12 protein-coding genes and 4 pseudogenes are annotated in these 15,335 nt (G+C 50.9%); 9 read left to right on the forward strand and 7 right to left on the reverse strand.

All coding sequences use genetic code 11. From position 1 onward, the window contains the following. Nucleotides 1-37: 37 nt before the first annotated feature. Both acuR and SK39_RS23720 read right to left on the reverse strand, forming a co-directional pair. Nucleotides 38-694 carry an acrylate utilization transcriptional regulator AcuR gene (acuR, locus tag SK39_RS23715; RefSeq protein ID WP_023280966.1) on the reverse strand — a complete coding sequence of 219 codons (657 nt, stop codon included), beginning with the start codon at nucleotides 692-694 and terminating at the stop codon, nucleotides 38-40. A 423-nt stretch (nucleotides 695-1,117) separates the two neighbouring features. After that, nucleotides 1,118-1,414 carry a helix-turn-helix transcriptional regulator gene (locus SK39_RS23720; RefSeq protein WP_017384073.1) on the reverse strand — a complete coding sequence of 99 codons (297 nt, stop codon included), beginning with the start codon at nucleotides 1,412-1,414 and terminating at the stop codon, nucleotides 1,118-1,120. Between the two features lie 858 nt (nucleotides 1,415-2,272). Here SK39_RS23720 and SK39_RS27260 point away from each other — a divergent pair. The 7 genes and pseudogenes from SK39_RS27260 to SK39_RS23750 all read left to right on the forward strand — a co-directional run bounded on the left by SK39_RS27260 (nucleotide 2,273) and on the right by SK39_RS23750 (nucleotide 8,252). Next, the gene (locus SK39_RS27260) at nucleotides 2,273-2,425 is read left to right on the forward strand and encodes a tRNA (adenosine(37)-N6)-threonylcarbamoyltransferase complex ATPase subunit type 1 TsaE (RefSeq protein ID WP_139156019.1); all 153 of its coding nucleotides are present in this window, start codon (nucleotides 2,273-2,275) and stop codon (nucleotides 2,423-2,425) included. A gap of 60 nt (nucleotides 2,426-2,485) precedes the next feature. Further along, a pseudogene (locus tag SK39_RS26960) lies at nucleotides 2,486-2,734 on the forward strand (transposase); the annotation flags it as partial. Between the two features lie 64 nt (nucleotides 2,735-2,798). Beyond that, nucleotides 2,799-3,950 carry an IS30-like element IS30 family transposase gene (locus SK39_RS23730; protein WP_003029596.1) on the forward strand — a complete coding sequence of 384 codons (1,152 nt, stop codon included), beginning with the start codon at nucleotides 2,799-2,801 and terminating at the stop codon, nucleotides 3,948-3,950. A gap of 9 nt (nucleotides 3,951-3,959) precedes the next feature. Next, nucleotides 3,960-4,388 (forward strand): annotated as a pseudogene (locus SK39_RS23735) (IS3 family transposase); the annotation flags it as partial. Between the two features lie 672 nt (nucleotides 4,389-5,060). Further along, nucleotides 5,061-6,569: a group II intron reverse transcriptase/maturase gene (ltrA, locus tag SK39_RS23740; RefSeq protein WP_001189111.1), complete on the forward strand. Its 1,509-nt coding sequence runs from the start codon at nucleotides 5,061-5,063 to the stop codon at nucleotides 6,567-6,569. An 80-nt stretch (nucleotides 6,570-6,649) separates the two neighbouring features. Continuing rightward, a pseudogene (locus SK39_RS23745) lies at nucleotides 6,650-7,126 on the forward strand (IS3 family transposase); the annotation flags it as partial. Nucleotides 7,127-7,271: 145 nt separating this feature from the next. After that, nucleotides 7,272-8,252, forward strand: a complete 981-nt coding sequence (locus tag SK39_RS23750) for an NAD(P)H-quinone oxidoreductase (protein ID WP_101743360.1) — start codon at nucleotides 7,272-7,274, stop codon at nucleotides 8,250-8,252. A gap of 212 nt (nucleotides 8,253-8,464) precedes the next feature. Here the strand turns inward: SK39_RS23750 and SK39_RS23755 are convergent. After that, nucleotides 8,465-9,162, reverse strand: a protein-coding gene (locus tag SK39_RS23755; RefSeq protein ID WP_223852547.1) for an IS1 family transposase whose coding sequence is annotated in 2 segments (ribosomal slippage) — nucleotides 8,465-8,913 and nucleotides 8,913-9,162 — 699 coding nt in all. Because the reading frame shifts where the segments join, the coding sequence is not laid out codon by codon here. Nucleotides 9,163-9,322: 160 nt separating this feature from the next. On the opposite strand from SK39_RS23755, the pseudogene SK39_RS27670 reads away from it, so the two are divergent. Further along, nucleotides 9,323-9,555 (forward strand): annotated as a pseudogene (locus tag SK39_RS27670) (DUF2913 family protein); the annotation flags it as partial. Here the strand turns inward: SK39_RS27670 and SK39_RS23760 are convergent. Next, a complete protein-coding gene (locus tag SK39_RS23760) occupies nucleotides 9,552-10,481 on the reverse strand; it encodes an Rpn family recombination-promoting nuclease/putative transposase (protein ID WP_040113343.1) in 930 nt (309 codons plus the stop codon). The pseudogene SK39_RS27670 and the gene SK39_RS23760 sit on opposite strands and share 4 nt — an antisense overlap. 203 nt (nucleotides 10,482-10,684) lie before the next feature. Further along, nucleotides 10,685-11,653: an IS5 family transposase gene (locus SK39_RS23765; RefSeq protein ID WP_000654811.1), complete on the reverse strand. Its 969-nt coding sequence runs from the start codon at nucleotides 11,651-11,653 to the stop codon at nucleotides 10,685-10,687. A 161-nt stretch (nucleotides 11,654-11,814) separates the two neighbouring features. On the opposite strand from SK39_RS23765, the gene SK39_RS23770 reads away from it, so the two are divergent. Continuing rightward, on the forward strand, nucleotides 11,815-12,612 hold the full coding sequence (locus tag SK39_RS23770; protein ID WP_040113342.1) for a (S)-acetoin forming diacetyl reductase: 798 nt from the start codon (nucleotides 11,815-11,817) through the stop codon (nucleotides 12,610-12,612). Nucleotides 12,613-12,873: 261 nt separating this feature from the next. Here SK39_RS23770 and SK39_RS23775 read toward each other — a convergent pair whose 3' ends face one another. Then, on the reverse strand, nucleotides 12,874-13,842 hold the full coding sequence (locus SK39_RS23775) for an IS5 family transposase (protein ID WP_077255001.1): 969 nt from the start codon (nucleotides 13,840-13,842) through the stop codon (nucleotides 12,874-12,876). A gap of 98 nt (nucleotides 13,843-13,940) precedes the next feature. Then, nucleotides 13,941-15,332: an NAD-dependent succinate-semialdehyde dehydrogenase gene (locus tag SK39_RS23780; protein ID WP_023205627.1), complete on the reverse strand. Its 1,392-nt coding sequence runs from the start codon at nucleotides 15,330-15,332 to the stop codon at nucleotides 13,941-13,943. Nucleotides 15,333-15,335: the final 3 nt, after the last annotated feature.

The raw sequence follows: 15,335 nt of genomic DNA on the forward strand, positions 1-15,335 counted from the left end.
GGTTTGATAATTATTATCAGGGGCTGCGGCCCCTTTTTTACTTTTCAACAGCCGTGTCCTTAGAGGGCTGATAGCGTACTGACTTTTTGAAATAGCTCCAGAAGTCGTACACAGGCTGGGTTGAGCAATAAAGTTTGGCACGCATTACGGCACCCTCCCAACTGCTCCAGAAAATGGCCGCCAGTTGCGTATTATTCATATCGGAACGGATTTCGCCCGAAGATAACGCGTCGGACAGACAGCACGCCACAAGCGCCTGCCAGCGCTCAAGTATTTCGTGGAGCTGTTTGATAAAGGACAGTGGAAGACCCGGACTCTCCTGCATCATATTGCCAACCAGACAGCCCCGGGTGAAATTGTACTTTTTAATGCCGTCGCAGGCATCGTCGATGAAATTTTCCAGACGCATCATTGGTGTGAAGGATGATTCATACAGATGTTTTTGGAGTTTATGCACAAAGAAACTGTCATAGGCGCTCAGAACAGTCTGGGCATACTCTTCTTTGCTCTTGAAATAGTAATAAAATGAGCCTTTAGGAACACTGGCATTTTTGACAATGGCATCGACTCCCGTTGAAAGAAAACCATTCTGCGTGAGCAGTTCAAGCCCGCTTCGGATCAGGTCATTACGGGTATCTGTATAGGTACTCTCTGTTTTTCGTGGCCTGCCTCGCCCACGAATTTCGCCAGTCATGACTTTGCTCCTGCATTTTATTAACGGAAAAGAATAAGTGATTTTGCGCGGAGGCTTCAATCAGTTTATCCCCGGCGGTGACGAGGTGGCCACCTATGCCGACTGGACAGGGGACTGACTATTGCCATAACGCCATCGCAGGTTGCTTCAGTAAACCTGCTAATCCCGTACAATGGCGAATTCGCTATATCCGCTTCTCGCACTTAGCTGCCATAAATCGGCCAGGCAATCACAGGTCATTTCTGTCTCGCAAAGAAGGTGCCGTTTCTGCTTTGCGTTGACACCCCTAAATATTAGAATTAAAAGGAGAGAGTTACTGGAAAAAGGCAGCGGAGGCAGTGACAATCGTGGCTTGAAGCCACTACTCGATGGATGCGGACATGTAGTTGGCGTCATTCGACAAAACTAGCAAACTTCTAATAGTCACCATTTCTCCCGTCTGGCGGGAGTGCTGTCAAATGCCCCCCTCATCTCTGTGTGGGAAATGAAGGGTGAAGGGGAAATAGATGACAGCGTTATTTCTACGCCCAGAATACTGAATACCTTGTACAGACGATCAATACTGGCGCTAGCAGGGTTTGCTTCCAGGCGGGCATAGGTTTGCTGCGTTACGCCAAGCCTCTCAGACACATCTTTTTGCGTGAAGCCCTTGATTTTGCGAAACCCGATTAGCACAGGTCTGAGCTGGTTCAGCGTTTTTATCGGGAACTGATTATTCATAAGTGACCTGCCTCGCAGACTGAGTAGGGAGTACCGCCCTGTAATACAGCAGGTAAGGTGTATTTTGTGTTATACAGACTATAGGCTGTAAAACCTTTATTGAAAAGATGCTGATGTTCCAGGGGCATGCCGAGCATGGACGATTTTCTGCGGGGCGGTATTTCGCTACGGGGGAGATTGCGTTCGGGCAATGTACCGGTGTAAAAAACGTCAATTTTTCAAAACCGCTGTTATCGGGATAAGCTGAAAACTCCGAAGGCAGACACAGCCACGAATAATGTCAGACTTAAACTCTGTAGCTGTCTTCTTTTGCCTGTAAATAACGTCTAGTTTGACTCTGATGAAGGCTGTACCAGGCAGAGAACATGTCACTCTCGGGGCCGGATGATAAAATGTGTTCAACTGGCTGGGCAGGGTAATAGCGAAGAACGTTCTCTGAAATTCGATTCAGCTCAGCGTAACGTGCGCTGTAGGTATGTATAATCCATTGCATCAATTTTGCATCCGTATTATTCGCAGATTACACACAAGAAGCTTAACAATGGCTGAAAGAGTGAGCAGGGATATGTAACAAAAACAAGGGCTTCAAGATGAACTGGATAAAACCGGAGCAGAGCAAGCCCTGTTCCGGTTTGTCAGGCTTTGGAATTTCTTCCAGGCCCCTGCAGCTAGTCACAACAAACACATTAATGTTTTCATTGCTTCAATTCAATATTATTGTGTGAAAGGGATTCCATCGAAATCGGCTTATGCATGCTTAAAACTAAACTGCCCCGGCTGCAGTCATTTGGTTGCTGTGGGCTCTGTACTGTGTCTAATAGTGAAAGAATCTTACGTTATAACGAAGGAAATTGCTGAATGACTCTACGATTGCAGACGGAATCACCCGCTGACCAGGATATGTTTAGAGGCAGCAGTCATGAAAAAGTTGCAGAGAATGTGGCTCAGATCATCAGGACACCTGATGTCAATATTATTGGTCTGGAAGGTGAGCTGGGTTCAGGTAAGTGAATCGCCACAGGTTTAACAGACACCTCAGAGTCATTTAAGATGGCTTAAAGAGAGGTGCCCATGAGCGGTAAGCGTTATCCCGAAGAGTTTAAAACTGAAGCAGTCAAACAGGTTGTTGATCGCGGTTATTCTGTTGCCAGCGTTGCAACACGTCTCGATATCACCACCCACAGCCTTTACGCCTGGATAAAGAAGTACGGTCCGGATCCTTCCACTAATAAAGAACAGTCAGATGCTCAGGCCGAGATCCGCCGTCTCCAGAAAGAGCTGAAGCGGGTTACCGACGAACGGGACATATTAAAAAAAGCCGCTGTAGATTCAATTGGTCAACGCAACAGTTATGTGAAAACATGGGGTTGCGGAGGTTTTTTGAATGAGACGAACATTTACAGCAGAGGAAAAAGCCTCTGTTTTTGAACTATGGAAGAACGGAACAGGCTTCAGTGAAATAGCGAATATCCTGGGTTCAAAACCCGGAACGATCTTCACTATGTTAAGGGATACTGGCGGCATAAAACCCCATGAGCGTAAGCGGGCTGTAGCTCACCTGACACTGTCTGAGCGCGAGGAGATACGAGCTGGTTTGTCACCCAAAATGAGCATTCGTGCGATAGCTACTGCGCTGAATCGCAGTCCTTCGACGATCTCACGTGAAGTTCAGCGTAATCGGGGCAGACGCTATTACAAAGCTGTTGATGCTAATAACCGAGCCAACAGAATGGCGAAAAGGCCAAAACCGTGCTTACTGGATCAAAATTTACCATTGCGAAAGCTTGTTCTGGAAAAGCTGGAGATGAAATGGTCTCCAGAGCAAATATCAGGATGGTTAAGGCGAACAAAACCACGTCAAAAAACGCTGCGAATATCACCTGAGACAATTTATAAAACGCTGTACTTTCGTAGCCGTGAAGCGCTACACCACCTGAATATACAGCATCTGCGACGGTCGCATAGCCTTCGCCATGGCAGGCGTCATACCCGCAAAGGCGAAAGAGGTACGATTAACATAGTGAACGGAACACCAATTCACGAACGTTCCCGAAATATCGATAACAGACGCTCTCTGGGGCATTGGGAGGGCGATTTAGTCTCAGGTACAAAAAACTCCCATATAGCCACACTTGTAGACCGAAAATCACGTTATACGATCATCCTTAGACTCAGGGGCAAAGATTCTGTCTCAGTAAATCAGGCTCTTACCGACAAATTCCTGAGTTTACCGTCAGAACTCAGAAAATCACTGACATGGGACAGAGGAATGGAACTGGCCAGACATCTAGAATTTACTGTCAGCACCGGCGTTAAAGTTTACTTCTGCGATCCTCAGAGTCCTTGGCAGCGGGGAACAAATGAGAACACAAATGGGCTAATTCGGCAGTACTTTCCTAAAAAGACATGTCTTGCCCAATATACTCAACATGAACTAGATCTGGTTGCTGCTCAGCTAAACAACAGACCGAGAAAGACACTGAAGTTCAAAACACCGAAAGAGATAATTGAAAGGGGTGTTGCATTGACAGATTGAATCTACAGCGGCGTACTTCGCAAAGCTGTCCGACTGAGGTACGCCTTTATCCGTGACAACACCTGTTGCTGGCCTGTTCGCCTGCTCTGTCGGGTGCTGGATGTTCATCCCAGTGGTTTTTACGCCTGGCTTCAGCAGCCGCATTCACAACGCCATCAGGCAGACCTGAGACTGACAGGACAGATTAAACAGTTCTGGCTGGAATCGGGATGCGTTTATGGTTATCGCAAAATCCATCTGGATCTGCGGGACAGCGGGCAACAGTGCGGAGTGAACCGGGTCTGGCGACTGATGAAACGTGTCGGGATAAAGGCTCAGGTCGGATACCGGAGCCCGCGGGCACGTAAAGGCGAGGCCAGTATCGTGTCGCCCAACAGGCTCCAGCGACAGTTCAATCCGGATGCTCCGGATGAGCGTTGGGTAACGGACATAACCTACAGTGTGCCCGGAGTTCAGGGCGGGCATGGATGCTTAAATGAACCGCGAGTCTGTCTGGAATATTGAACCGGTAACTCACGATGAGAAACCCAACAATCCCACCGGGTGTGACGGTGGAGAACCTGAGCGGCAGTGACCTGCGGCATGCCCGCAGGGTGATGTAACCCGCTGACAACGGGGATTGAGGCGAGATCACTAAGCCGAGATGATCCTCAAGGTTAAGTACTGAAAGGCTGAAGAACATGAACCCGTTAATCCGCCTCTGTGGGTTGAAAACGTCACCACGGCCTACGTGATCTGACAGGCCGTGCAGGAGGAACTGGCAGTGATACGTAAGCACTGCCGGTCGAAGGTGTTTTGACATGTATGCGAAACACCGGGGCAGCAGCGTCTATCACGCTTGCGTTGCTGACTTCTGCCAACTTGCGGCAAGCAAGGATAAAGAGTGCGACGGGCAGCCTCCTCAGTATGCCTGAGTCCAGGCAGGTAAACCGGGGAAGGTCAGCGACGGATGTTAAGGGGGCATAGCTCCGATGACGCGCTGGCTGGCGGAGCTTCCGTAGTAGTCCGCGATGGGGAAAGCCCATTACATGGCGAAGGGAAGCAGTTTGAATGTGTTTGCGACGTGAATTAACTGACCTAACGAGGTGAAGACCTTTGATAATCAGCGAAATGCAACGCAAGCTTGCCACATGGGCAGCCACCGATCCGTCCCTACGGATTCAACGGCTGCTGCGTCTGATAACACAACCAGAATGGCTGGCTGAAGCGGCGCGGATCACGCTTTCATCAAAGGGGGCGCATACCCCCGGCGTTGATGGCGTGAACAAAACAATGCTACAGGCCAGACTGGCTGTTGAGCTGCAAATCCTCAGGGATGAATTACTCTCAGGCCACTACCAGCCCTTGCCCGCCAGACGGGTTTACATCCCTAAAAGCAACGGCAAACTGCGACCACTGGGTATCCCCGCGTTGCGGGATCGTATTGTTCAGCGGGCCATGCTGATGGCGATGGAGCCGATATGGGAGAGTGATTTTCATACGCTCTCATATGGCTTCCGGCCTGAGCGCAGTGTCCACCACGCGATCCGCACGGTGAAATTACAGCTCACAGACTGCGGTGAAACCCGGGGACGCTGGGTGATTGAAGGCGACCTGTCCAGTTACTTCGACACCGTACATCATCGACTGCTGATGAAGGCTGTACGCCGCAGGATCAGTGACGCACGTTTCATGACTCTGCTGTGGAAAACCATCAAGGCGGGACATATCGATGTCGGTCTCTTTCGGGCGGCCAGTGAAGGTGTGCCACAGGGCGGTGTTATATCGCCGCTATTATCGAACATCATGCTGAATGAGTTCGATCAATACCTGCATGAGCGCTACCTGAGCGGGAAAGCCAGAAAAGATCGGTGGTACTGGAATAACAGTATCCAACGGGGCCGAAGTACGGCGGTCAGAGAAAACTGGCAGTGGAAACCCGCGGTGGCGTACTGCCGCTATGCCGATGATTTTGTCCTCATCGTCAAAGGCACCAAAGCACAGGCGGAAGCCATCAGGGAGGAGTGTCGGGGTGTGCTCGAAGGCAGTCTGAAACTCAGGCTGAACATGGATAAGACTAAAATCACCCATGTTAATGACGGCTTTATCTTTCTGGGGCACAGGATCATTCGCAAACGCAGTCGTTATGGCGAGATGCGAGTGGTCTCAACGATCCCGCAGGAGAAAGCCAGAAACTTCGCCGCATCGCTGACAGCACTGTTATCAGGCAACTACAGTGAAAGCAAAGTCGATATGGCTGAACAACTCAACCGAAAACTGAAAGGCTGGGCCATGTTCTATCAGTTCGTTGATTTTAAGGCCAAAGTCTTCAGTTATATCGACCGTGTCGTGTTCTGGAAGCTGGCTCACTGGCTGGCCCGCAAATACCGTACAGGTATCGCTTCCCTGATGAGGTGGTGGTGTAAATCACCGAAACCGGGTCAGAGCAAAACGTGGGTTTTATTTGGTAAAACCAATCACGGCAAGCTCAGCGGCGAAATACTGTACCGGTTGGTGGGGCAAGGCAAGAAGCTGTTCCGCTGGCGGCTACCCGAAGGTAATCCCTATCTGAGGACGGAGACCAGAAACACGTATACATCGCGCTTTACAGAAGTGGCAATGGCGTTCGCCAGCATTTAAATGGAGAGCCGGATGCGCTGAAAGGTGCACGTCCGGTTCGGGGAGGAGAGGCAGGGAAATAGTCCGACTACGCCCTGCCTCTTACTCTACTCAGGACCCACGAAGGCTGGCTGTATCTTGCCGTGGTTGTTGATCTGTTCTCACGCAAAATTATCGGCTGGTCCATGCAATCCCGGATGACAAAGGACATTGTCCTGAACGCACTGCTGATGGCTGTATGGCGGCGTAATCCCCAAAAACAGGTGCTGGTTCATTCGGATCAGGGCAGTCAGTACACAAGCCATGAGTGGCAGTCGTTCCTGAAATCACACGGCCTGGAGGGCAGCATGAGCCGTCGCGGTAACTGCCATGATAATGCGGTTGCAGAAAGCTTTTTCCAGTTGTTGAAACGCGAACGGATAAAGAAAAAGATCTACGGAACGCGGGAAGAAGCCCGCAGCGATATTTTTGATTACATCGAAATGTTTTATAACAGTAAGCGTCGGCATGGTTCTAGCGATCAGATGTCACCGACAGAATATGAAAACCAGTATTATCAACGGCTCGGAAGTGTCTAGATTATCCGTGGCGATTCACCCCTAGAAGAGGGTACGTGCTGCAACGTACAGAAAAGTGGCTAGTGATGAGACACAGTGTAGTTGGGAAATTCAACGAAAAACAAAATCATAAGGACTTACGTTCATGTTACATACTGCGAATAAAATGACTGTCATTGAAATCTCTGAGCCTGGCGGGCCAGAGGTTTTAACGCCCGTTCAGACAACGATTCCGGTGCCAAAGGCTGGGGAAATTTTGGTTCGCGTCAAGGCCGCAGGTGTTAATCGTCCTGACGTCATTCAACGCCAGGGTCATTACCCTATGCCTGACGACGTAACCCCTATTCCTGGTCTTGAGGTCGCTGGAACGGTTTCATCAATTGGTGAAGGCGTCACGGGCGTAAAGATTGGTGACCGAGTCTGTGCTCTGACGAATGGCGGTGGTTATGGTGAGTATTGCATCGTGCCGGAAAGCCAGACACTGCCGGTGCCAGACAGCATGTCAATGATAGCAGCGGCGGCACTTCCTGAGACTCTGTTCACCGTCTGGGCAAACTTGTTCAAGATTGGTGGCGCAACACAGGGTCAGAGTGTTCTGATTCATGGGGGAACAAGTGGTATCGGCACAACCGCGTTGATGCTATGCCGCGAAATCGGTATCGAGGCATATGCGACGGCTGGATCAGATGATAAATGCGATGTGATCGCAGAGCTTGGCGCTACGCCAGTCAACTACCGGACAACTGATTTTTCTGATTTCATTTTGAAGCAAACGGATGGCCGTGGCGTTGATATCATTCTCGATATAATGGGTGCATCCTATTTCTCCCGAAATATGAGGAGTTTAGGAATGGATGGCCGGCTGGTAATCATTGGCTTCCTTGGCGGAGCTTTCGCAGAACAAGTGGATCTGCAAGAACTCGCGTTGAAGCGAGCGGTTGTCACGGGTTCAACGATGCGAGCACGAACTTCGGTCGAAAAAGCCGAAATTGCCAACGACTTGCTTAAAAATATCTGGCCGATTCTCAATGCAGGTCGTTGCCATCCCATGATTCACAGCACATTCCCGTTACGCGAAGCAGCACGCGCGCATGCATTGATGGAGTCCGGCAAGCATGTTGGGAAAATTGTTCTTACGGTGAATTAGCTTTAAGCCCGACACAACTCCCACGTTAGGTCATCAGGAATATGACCATTTAAATATCCACCAATGTTGAGCCAGCATTTATTAATACGCTTATCGGGTGATAGTAATCAAATATCACAGGACACGATATGTGGCGACTAAAATATCTGATTTCGTTTTCTGGCTTTTCTATGGTGGACACAGTCTAACACATTCGCGGTAATGACTCCAACTTATTGATGGTGTTTTATGTTCAGATAATGCCCGATGACTTTGTCATGCAGCTCCACCGATTTTGAGAACGACAGCGACTTCCGTCCCAGCCGTGCCAGGTGCTGCCTCAGATTCAGGTTATGCCGCTCAATTCGCTGCGTATATCGCTTGCTGATTACGTGCAGCTTTCCCTTCAGGCGGGATTCATACAGCGGCCAGCCATCCGTCATCCATACCACGACCTCAAAGGCCGACAGCAGGCTCAGAAGACGCTCCAGTGTGGCCAGAGTGCGTTCACCGAATACGTGCGCCACAACCGTCTTCCGGAGCCTGTCATACGCGTAAAACAGCCAGCGCTGGCGCGATTTAGCCCCGACGTATCCCCACTGTTCGTCCATTTCCGCGCAGACGATGACGTCACTGCCCGGCTGTATGCGCGAGGTTACCGACTGCGGCCTGAGTTTTTTAAATGGCGGAAAATCGTGTTGAGGCCAACGCCCATAATGCGGGCGGTTGCCCGGCATCCAACGCCATTCATGGCCATATCAATGATTTTCTGGTGCGTACCGGGTTGAGAAGCGGTGTAAGTGAACTGCAGTTGCCATGTTTTACGGCAGTGAGAGCAGAGATAGCGCTGATGTCCGGCGGTGCTTTTGCCGTTACGCACCACCCCGTCAGTAGCTGAACAGGAGGGACAGCTGATAGAAACAGAAGCCACTGGAGCACCTCAAAAACACCATCATACACTAAATCAGTAAGTTGGCAGCATCACCCGGGATATGAACAAGCCAGAACCGCACTTTTCTAGCCTGTATCTCCATCGATGACTCATCGCTTTTTTACTGGATTGTGCCCGACTGAGAAGCTGCTAACTGGGGGCCGGTCGGAATGCTGTGGCGCTCAGTGCGGGTGTGAACGGCATTTATCTCTTACGAGCCAATCTCTATGTCGCTTTACAGATAAATCCGTTGACAGCGTGTCTGACGGGGGAATGTGGCGAGGTGATGAAGCTGTTTAATCGCTGTGGCTGGCTGAACTTGAGTCTGGTGACTCCCTGCCCCACCAGTATTCGCTGATGACCAGACAGGGAGTGCCAGGAAAGGGTGATTAGTGGCGGATCTGCGCCAGGTCGTCTTCAGTCAGACCAGTCATTTTTATGACGGTATTGCGGTCAATGCCGTTCTGGAGCATGGTTCGTGCAATTTTAAGGGTGGCTTCGCGCTCGCCTTTTTCAATGCCGCGTTGTTCACCGAGCTGAATCCCCTTCTCGATGCCCTTCTGTTCAAGCTGTTGTGCGATGGTCATAAGTGCGTCTCCGTGTTGCGGCACACGCTGTGCCAGTTCGCGTACAAAGGCTTCGGCGTCGGATGTTTCGCCTGCCTGCACTATATAGTGTACCAGCGATATCACCTGCGATGAAGACAAGTATCCCGCCAGCAAGATGGGTGCCAGCCGGTCGACCAGTTCTGCCAGGTCCCGCTGGTGAATATGCTTTTGCAGTAAAGTCAGGGCGGCCATGCTGCGATGGCCAGCGATTTCATCATCCGGAATGATCGTAACGTCTACCAGCGGGAAAGCGTTGCTGTAGAGTTTGCCTGCCAGCTCGGGAGCGTCAAATTCATCCAGCCAACGAGTAGAGTACGGATACGGGCTGCGCTTACCCGTATAGAACAGCACCGGTATCACCAGTGGCAGTTTTTTATGCCCTGCCTCCAGGTGGCGCTGCATGGCGGCTACCGCATAGCGTATGAGGCGGAAAGCCATATGTTTGTCCGGCGTTGACTGGTGCTCGACCAGAACATGAATATAGCCGTCGCCGGCTGTAGTTTTCAGGCTATAGAGGACGTCGCTGAAATACTGGCGGAGATCATCCTCAACGAACGAGCCTGATTCCAGTTTCAGCGTGCTGAGATCGCAGACTGCTCGCAGCTCTGCAGGCAGGTGGATTTCCATGAAATCCCGGGCAATATCCGGTTGCGTCAGGAACTGCCTGAACGTGGCATCGTGAGGAGTGGGTGTGCTGTTTTTCTTCTTCATCTGCCCTGGCTCTGAAAAATGACCCGGAGATGTTATCACAGCCTGGAAAAAGCTAATATTGGCGGTGAACGGAATTGCCATTCCTTCAGGGGGCCGTTCCGGGGTGGTTCGGTCCCCTCCCTAAACCATCTTTACTCATCATCAATTAGGCTTTGTTGAATAAATAAGATTTCTTGCGAACGACCCTGTAGCTGGCTGGATTTTCAGGCAATACGCACGCTTTCTGGCATCCCAGCCTTTGTCATCCTGTTCAACGCACGCACCATGGCCATAGCTTCCGCTACCTGACCATCGTAGTCACGCAGCGTCAGTGAATCTCCCAACAACTGCTTCATTCTGTACATTGCCGTTTCCGCTATCGAGCGACGGTTATATTCCGTTGTCCATTTCCACCGTGCATTGCTTCCGCTCAGCCGCTGATTAGCAACGGCACGGTTGCGGTCTGCGTACTCACCGGGCCAGTAACCTGCTCCTTTTCGGGGAGGAATAAGCGCGCTGATTTTTTTGCGGCGCAGTTCATCGTGACAGAGCCGGGTATCGTAAGCCCCGTCTGCCGCGGCTGCCCTGATTTTTCTGTGAGTCTGCCGGATAAGGCCCGGGAAGGCTTCTGAGTCCGTGACGTTATTCAGCGACAGGTCTGCACAGACAACTTCATGTGTGTTGCTGTCAACAGCAAGATGCAACTTTCGCCAGATACGACGGCGCTCTTTGCCGTGCTTTCTGACTTTCCATTCGCCTTCACCAAAGACCTTCAGCCCGGTGGAATCAATCACCAGGTGTGCGATTTCACCCCGGGTGGACGTTTTGAAACTGACATTAACCGACTTTGCCCGCTTACTGACACTGGTGTAATCCGGGCAGCGCAACGGAACGTTCATCAGGGCAAAAATGGAATCAATAAAACCCTGCGCAGCCCGCAGGGTCAGCCGGAATACGCGTTTAATCACCAGAACGGTGGTGATGGCGAGATCAGAATAGCGCTGGGGCCTTCCTCGTGATGAAGGCGTTGCCGACTCATACCAGGCCTGAATCGCCTCATCATCCAGCCAGAAAGTGAGGGAGCCACGGTTGATGAGAGCTTTGTTGTAGGTGGACCAGTTGGTGATTCTGAACTTTTGCTTTGCCACGGAATGGTCTGTGTTGTCGGGAGGATGCGTGATCTGATCCTTCAACTCAGCAAAAGTTCGATTTATTCAACAAAGCCATGTATATATTAGGTGATATGTTTCTAATCGAAAAAAACTGTGCACTGATAATAAAAGCTAATGTGCATATAGTGATATTGGACTACTATGAATTCGGTATATCTGAAACGAGTTCAAAGAGAGAAACGATGAGTACAGAACATAAAGTAGCTGTTGTTACTGGTGCGGGGCAGGGAATTGGTAAAGCAATCGCTCTCCGTCTGGCGAAAGATGGATTTCGTATCGGTAGTCTGGACTTCAATGGCGAAACGGCACATGAAACGGTGAGGCTTATTGAAGAAATGGGTGGCGAGGCACTGGCAGTAGCTGCGGATGTCGCAGATCGCGAACAAGTTTTTGCAGCAGTGGATAAAGTCGTTGCAAAGTTTGGCCGCCTGGATGTTATGGTTAATAATGCCGGTCTTGGCCCAACGACACCAATTGAGGAAATTACTCCAGAAATTTACCGTAAAGTCTTTGATGTTAACGTAGGAGGTGTGTACTGGGGTATTCAGGCCGCTGTGAAGTACTTTAAGCAGCGTACTCCGGCAAAAACGGGGGACATTATCGGTAAGATAATCAACGCCTCATCGCAGGCAGGCCAAGTGGGTAACCCTGATCTGGCCGTCTACGGCGCTACAAAGTTTGCTGTTCGCGGTATAACTCAGACAGCTGCAAAAGATCTGGCGAAATTTGGGATTACTGTGAACGCGTATTGCCCGGGAATTGTTCGCACCCCTATGATGAATGGTATCGCACAAAAAGTCGCAGATGAAAATGGCCAGTCTCTGGAATGGGGCCTTCAGCAGTGGGCGAAAAATGTTGCCCTCGGACGCATTTCTGAATCAGAGGATGTTGCGGCATGTGTTTCCTATCTGGCCGGTGTGGATTCAGATTATATGACAGGTCAGGCACTCATTATTGATGGTGGGATGGTATTTAACTGATCAGCATCTATACGCCCTGGTTGATTGGAATATCATAGTGTGCTTTTAGAAGCACACTTACTCTTTCGGTCAGTACAGACTTCAGAAACCAGAGGAGTGTTTTTATAAAAGTACACTGACAATTACTGCTCATCCCCAGAACAATCCTCAGCCTCATCGAGCATACTATTCAGAAAACGCCTTTGTTCTTCTGTCAGTTCCAGTGCGGCTTTGTTGAATAAATAAGATTTCTTGCGAACGACCCTGTAGCTGGCTGGATTTTCAGGCAATACGCACGCTTTCTGGCATCCCAGCCTTTGTCATCCTGTTCAACGCACGCACCATGGCCATAGCTTCCGCTACCTGACCATCGTAGTCACGCAGCGTCAGTGAATCTCCCAACAACTGCTTCATTCTGTACATTGCCGTTTCCGCTATCGAGCGACGGTTATATTCCGTTGTCCATTTCCACCGTGCATTGCTTCCGCTCAGCCGCTGATTAGCAACGGCACGGTTGCGGTCTGCGTACTCACCGGGCCAGTAACCTGCTCCTTTTCGGGGAGGAATAAGCGTGCTGATTTTTTTGCGGCGCAGTTCATCGTGACAGAGCCGGGTATCGTAAGCCCCGTCTGCCGCGGCTGCCCTGATTTTTCTGTGAGTCTGCCGGATAAGGCCCGGGAAGGCTTCTGAGTCCGTGACGTTATTCAGCGACAGGTCTGCACAGACAACTTCATGTGTGTTGCTGTCAACAGCAAGATGCAACTTTCGCCAGATACGACGGCGCTCTTTGCCGTGCTTTCTGACTTTCCATTCGCCTTCACCAAAGACCTTCAGCCCGGTGGAATCAATCACCAGGTGTGCGATTTCACCCCGGGTGGACGTTTTGAAACTGACATTAACCGACTTTGCCCGCTTACTGACACTGGTGTAATCCGGGCAGCGCAACGGAACGTTCATCAGGGCAAAAATGGAATCAATAAAACCCTGCGCAGCCCGCAGGGTCAGCCGGAATACGCGTTTAATCACCAGAACGGTGGTGATGGCGAGATCAGAATAGCGCTGGGGCCTTCCTCGTGATGAAGGCGTTGCCGACTCATACCAGGCCTGAATCGCCTCATCATCCAGCCAGAAAGTGAGGGAGCCACGGTTGATGAGAGCTTTGTTGTAGGTGGACCAGTTGGTGATTCTGAACTTTTGCTTTGCCACGGAATGGTCTGTGTTGTCGGGAGGATGCGTGATCTGATCCTTCAACTCAGCAAAAGTTCGATTTATTCAACAAAGCCCTGTGGCGATAAAAGACCCGGCCAGGTGCTCGGGTCTTTATCGAACTAAATATGCTTCAAGCGCGATCAGAAGGGAGCGTTGATATCCACCACGTTGATCAACTTGTGGTTGACGAACTCTTTCAGGCCTAAGTCGATCAGTTCACGACCATAGCCGGAGCGGCGGATGCCGCCAAAGGGCAAATCAGCCTTAACCATGGTGGGGTGGTTGACGAACATCATCCCGGTAGAGACTTGCTTGGCTACCGCCAGACCGCGCTGTTCATCGGCGGTGAACACAGAGCCACCGAGGCCGAAGGGCGAATCGTTGGCAATGGCAATCGCTTCCTGTTCATCCTTTGCCTTGAGGATCATGGAGACAGGGCCGAAGAACTCCCAATAGTAAGCCGGGTTGTCCGGGGTCACATTGGTAAGTATGGTCGGCTGTACAAAAGCGCCTTGCTCCGGCACTTTGGGACCAACTTCGGTAGCTGTGGCACCATGCTCAACCGCTTCACGAATTTTCTGCTTCACTTCATCGGCAGCACCCTGGGAAGACAGGGGCGCCAGAGTCGTGTTCGGATCCATAGGGTCACCGGCTTTAAGCGCGGCTACGCCTTTGGTATAGCCTTCCATAAACTTGTCATAAATGGCTTCCACCAGGATCATCCGTTTGGATGAAACACATACCTGACCGGCATTCCAGTGACGGCCGAATACCGCCCAATCTATGGTTTTCTCAAGCTCGGCATCTTCCAGCACGATAAAGGCGTCAGAGCCGCCCAGCTCCAGAGTGGATTTTTTCAGCGCCTTACCGGCCTGAGAGGCAATAACGGCGCCTGCACCTTCAGAGCCGGTCAGAGCCACGCCATGTACCTTGGGTGAGTTGATGATCTGCTCGACTTGATCCCGGGTAGCATACAGGTTCTGGAAGGCGCCCTGTGGCAGTCCGGCATCCCGCATCAGGCTCTCAAAAGCGGCGGCGCACTGAGGCACATTGGAAGCGTGTTTCAGCAGCAGGGTGTTGCCGGCAGAAAGTTGCGGAGCCAAGATCCTGGCTATCTGGTAATAGGGGAAGTTCCAGGGTTCAATGGCCAGCAAGACCCCAAGAGGTTCATTGACCAGCAGCGCTTCCCCTTCGGCGGGATCGGCCACAGGCAGTTTCTGCGGTGCCAGCAGTCTCTCGGCATGCTCGGCATAGTATTCGAGGATCTGCGCCGACAGTTCTACTTCGGCCTCGGCCTCTCCAATGACTTTACCCATCTCTAGGGTCAGCAGCTCTGCATAGCGGCGCTTGCTGTCTCTGAGCAGGGCTGCAGCCCGATTGAGTATTTCAGCCTTGTTGGCAAAAGAGGTATTGCGCCAACTCAAAAAGGCCTGGTGGGCCGATTCAATTGCCTCTGTGACTTCGGCATCAGTGGCATTGGGAAATTCTTTGATGAGCTCTCCCGTGAAGGGATTGATCGTTGCATATGTCATGTG

Origin of the sequence: Citrobacter sp. BIDMC107 (assembly GCF_001037575.1) — a bacterium.
Lineage (GTDB): Bacteria > Pseudomonadota > Gammaproteobacteria > Enterobacterales > Enterobacteriaceae > Citrobacter > Citrobacter freundii.

Coding starts and splice junctions, on each gene's coding strand:
- acuR (WP_023280966.1), bottom strand. CDS start 694: ATGACTGGCGAAATTCGTGGGCGAGGCAGGCCACGAAAAACAGAGAGT.
- SK39_RS23720 (WP_017384073.1), bottom strand. CDS start 1,414: ATGAATAATCAGTTCCCGATAAAAACGCTGAACCAGCTCAGACCTGTG.
- SK39_RS27260 (WP_139156019.1), top strand. CDS start 2,273: ATGACTCTACGATTGCAGACGGAATCACCCGCTGACCAGGATATGTTT.
- SK39_RS23730 (WP_003029596.1), top strand. CDS start 2,799: ATGAGACGAACATTTACAGCAGAGGAAAAAGCCTCTGTTTTTGAACTA.
- ltrA (WP_001189111.1), top strand. CDS start 5,061: ATGCAACGCAAGCTTGCCACATGGGCAGCCACCGATCCGTCCCTACGG.
- SK39_RS23750 (WP_101743360.1), top strand. CDS start 7,272: ATGACTGTCATTGAAATCTCTGAGCCTGGCGGGCCAGAGGTTTTAACG.
- SK39_RS23760 (WP_040113343.1), bottom strand. CDS start 10,481: ATGAAGAAGAAAAACAGCACACCCACTCCTCACGATGCCACGTTCAGG.
- SK39_RS23770 (WP_040113342.1), top strand. CDS start 11,815: ATGAGTACAGAACATAAAGTAGCTGTTGTTACTGGTGCGGGGCAGGGA.
- SK39_RS23780 (WP_023205627.1), bottom strand. CDS start 15,332: ATGACATATGCAACGATCAATCCCTTCACGGGAGAGCTCATCAAAGAA.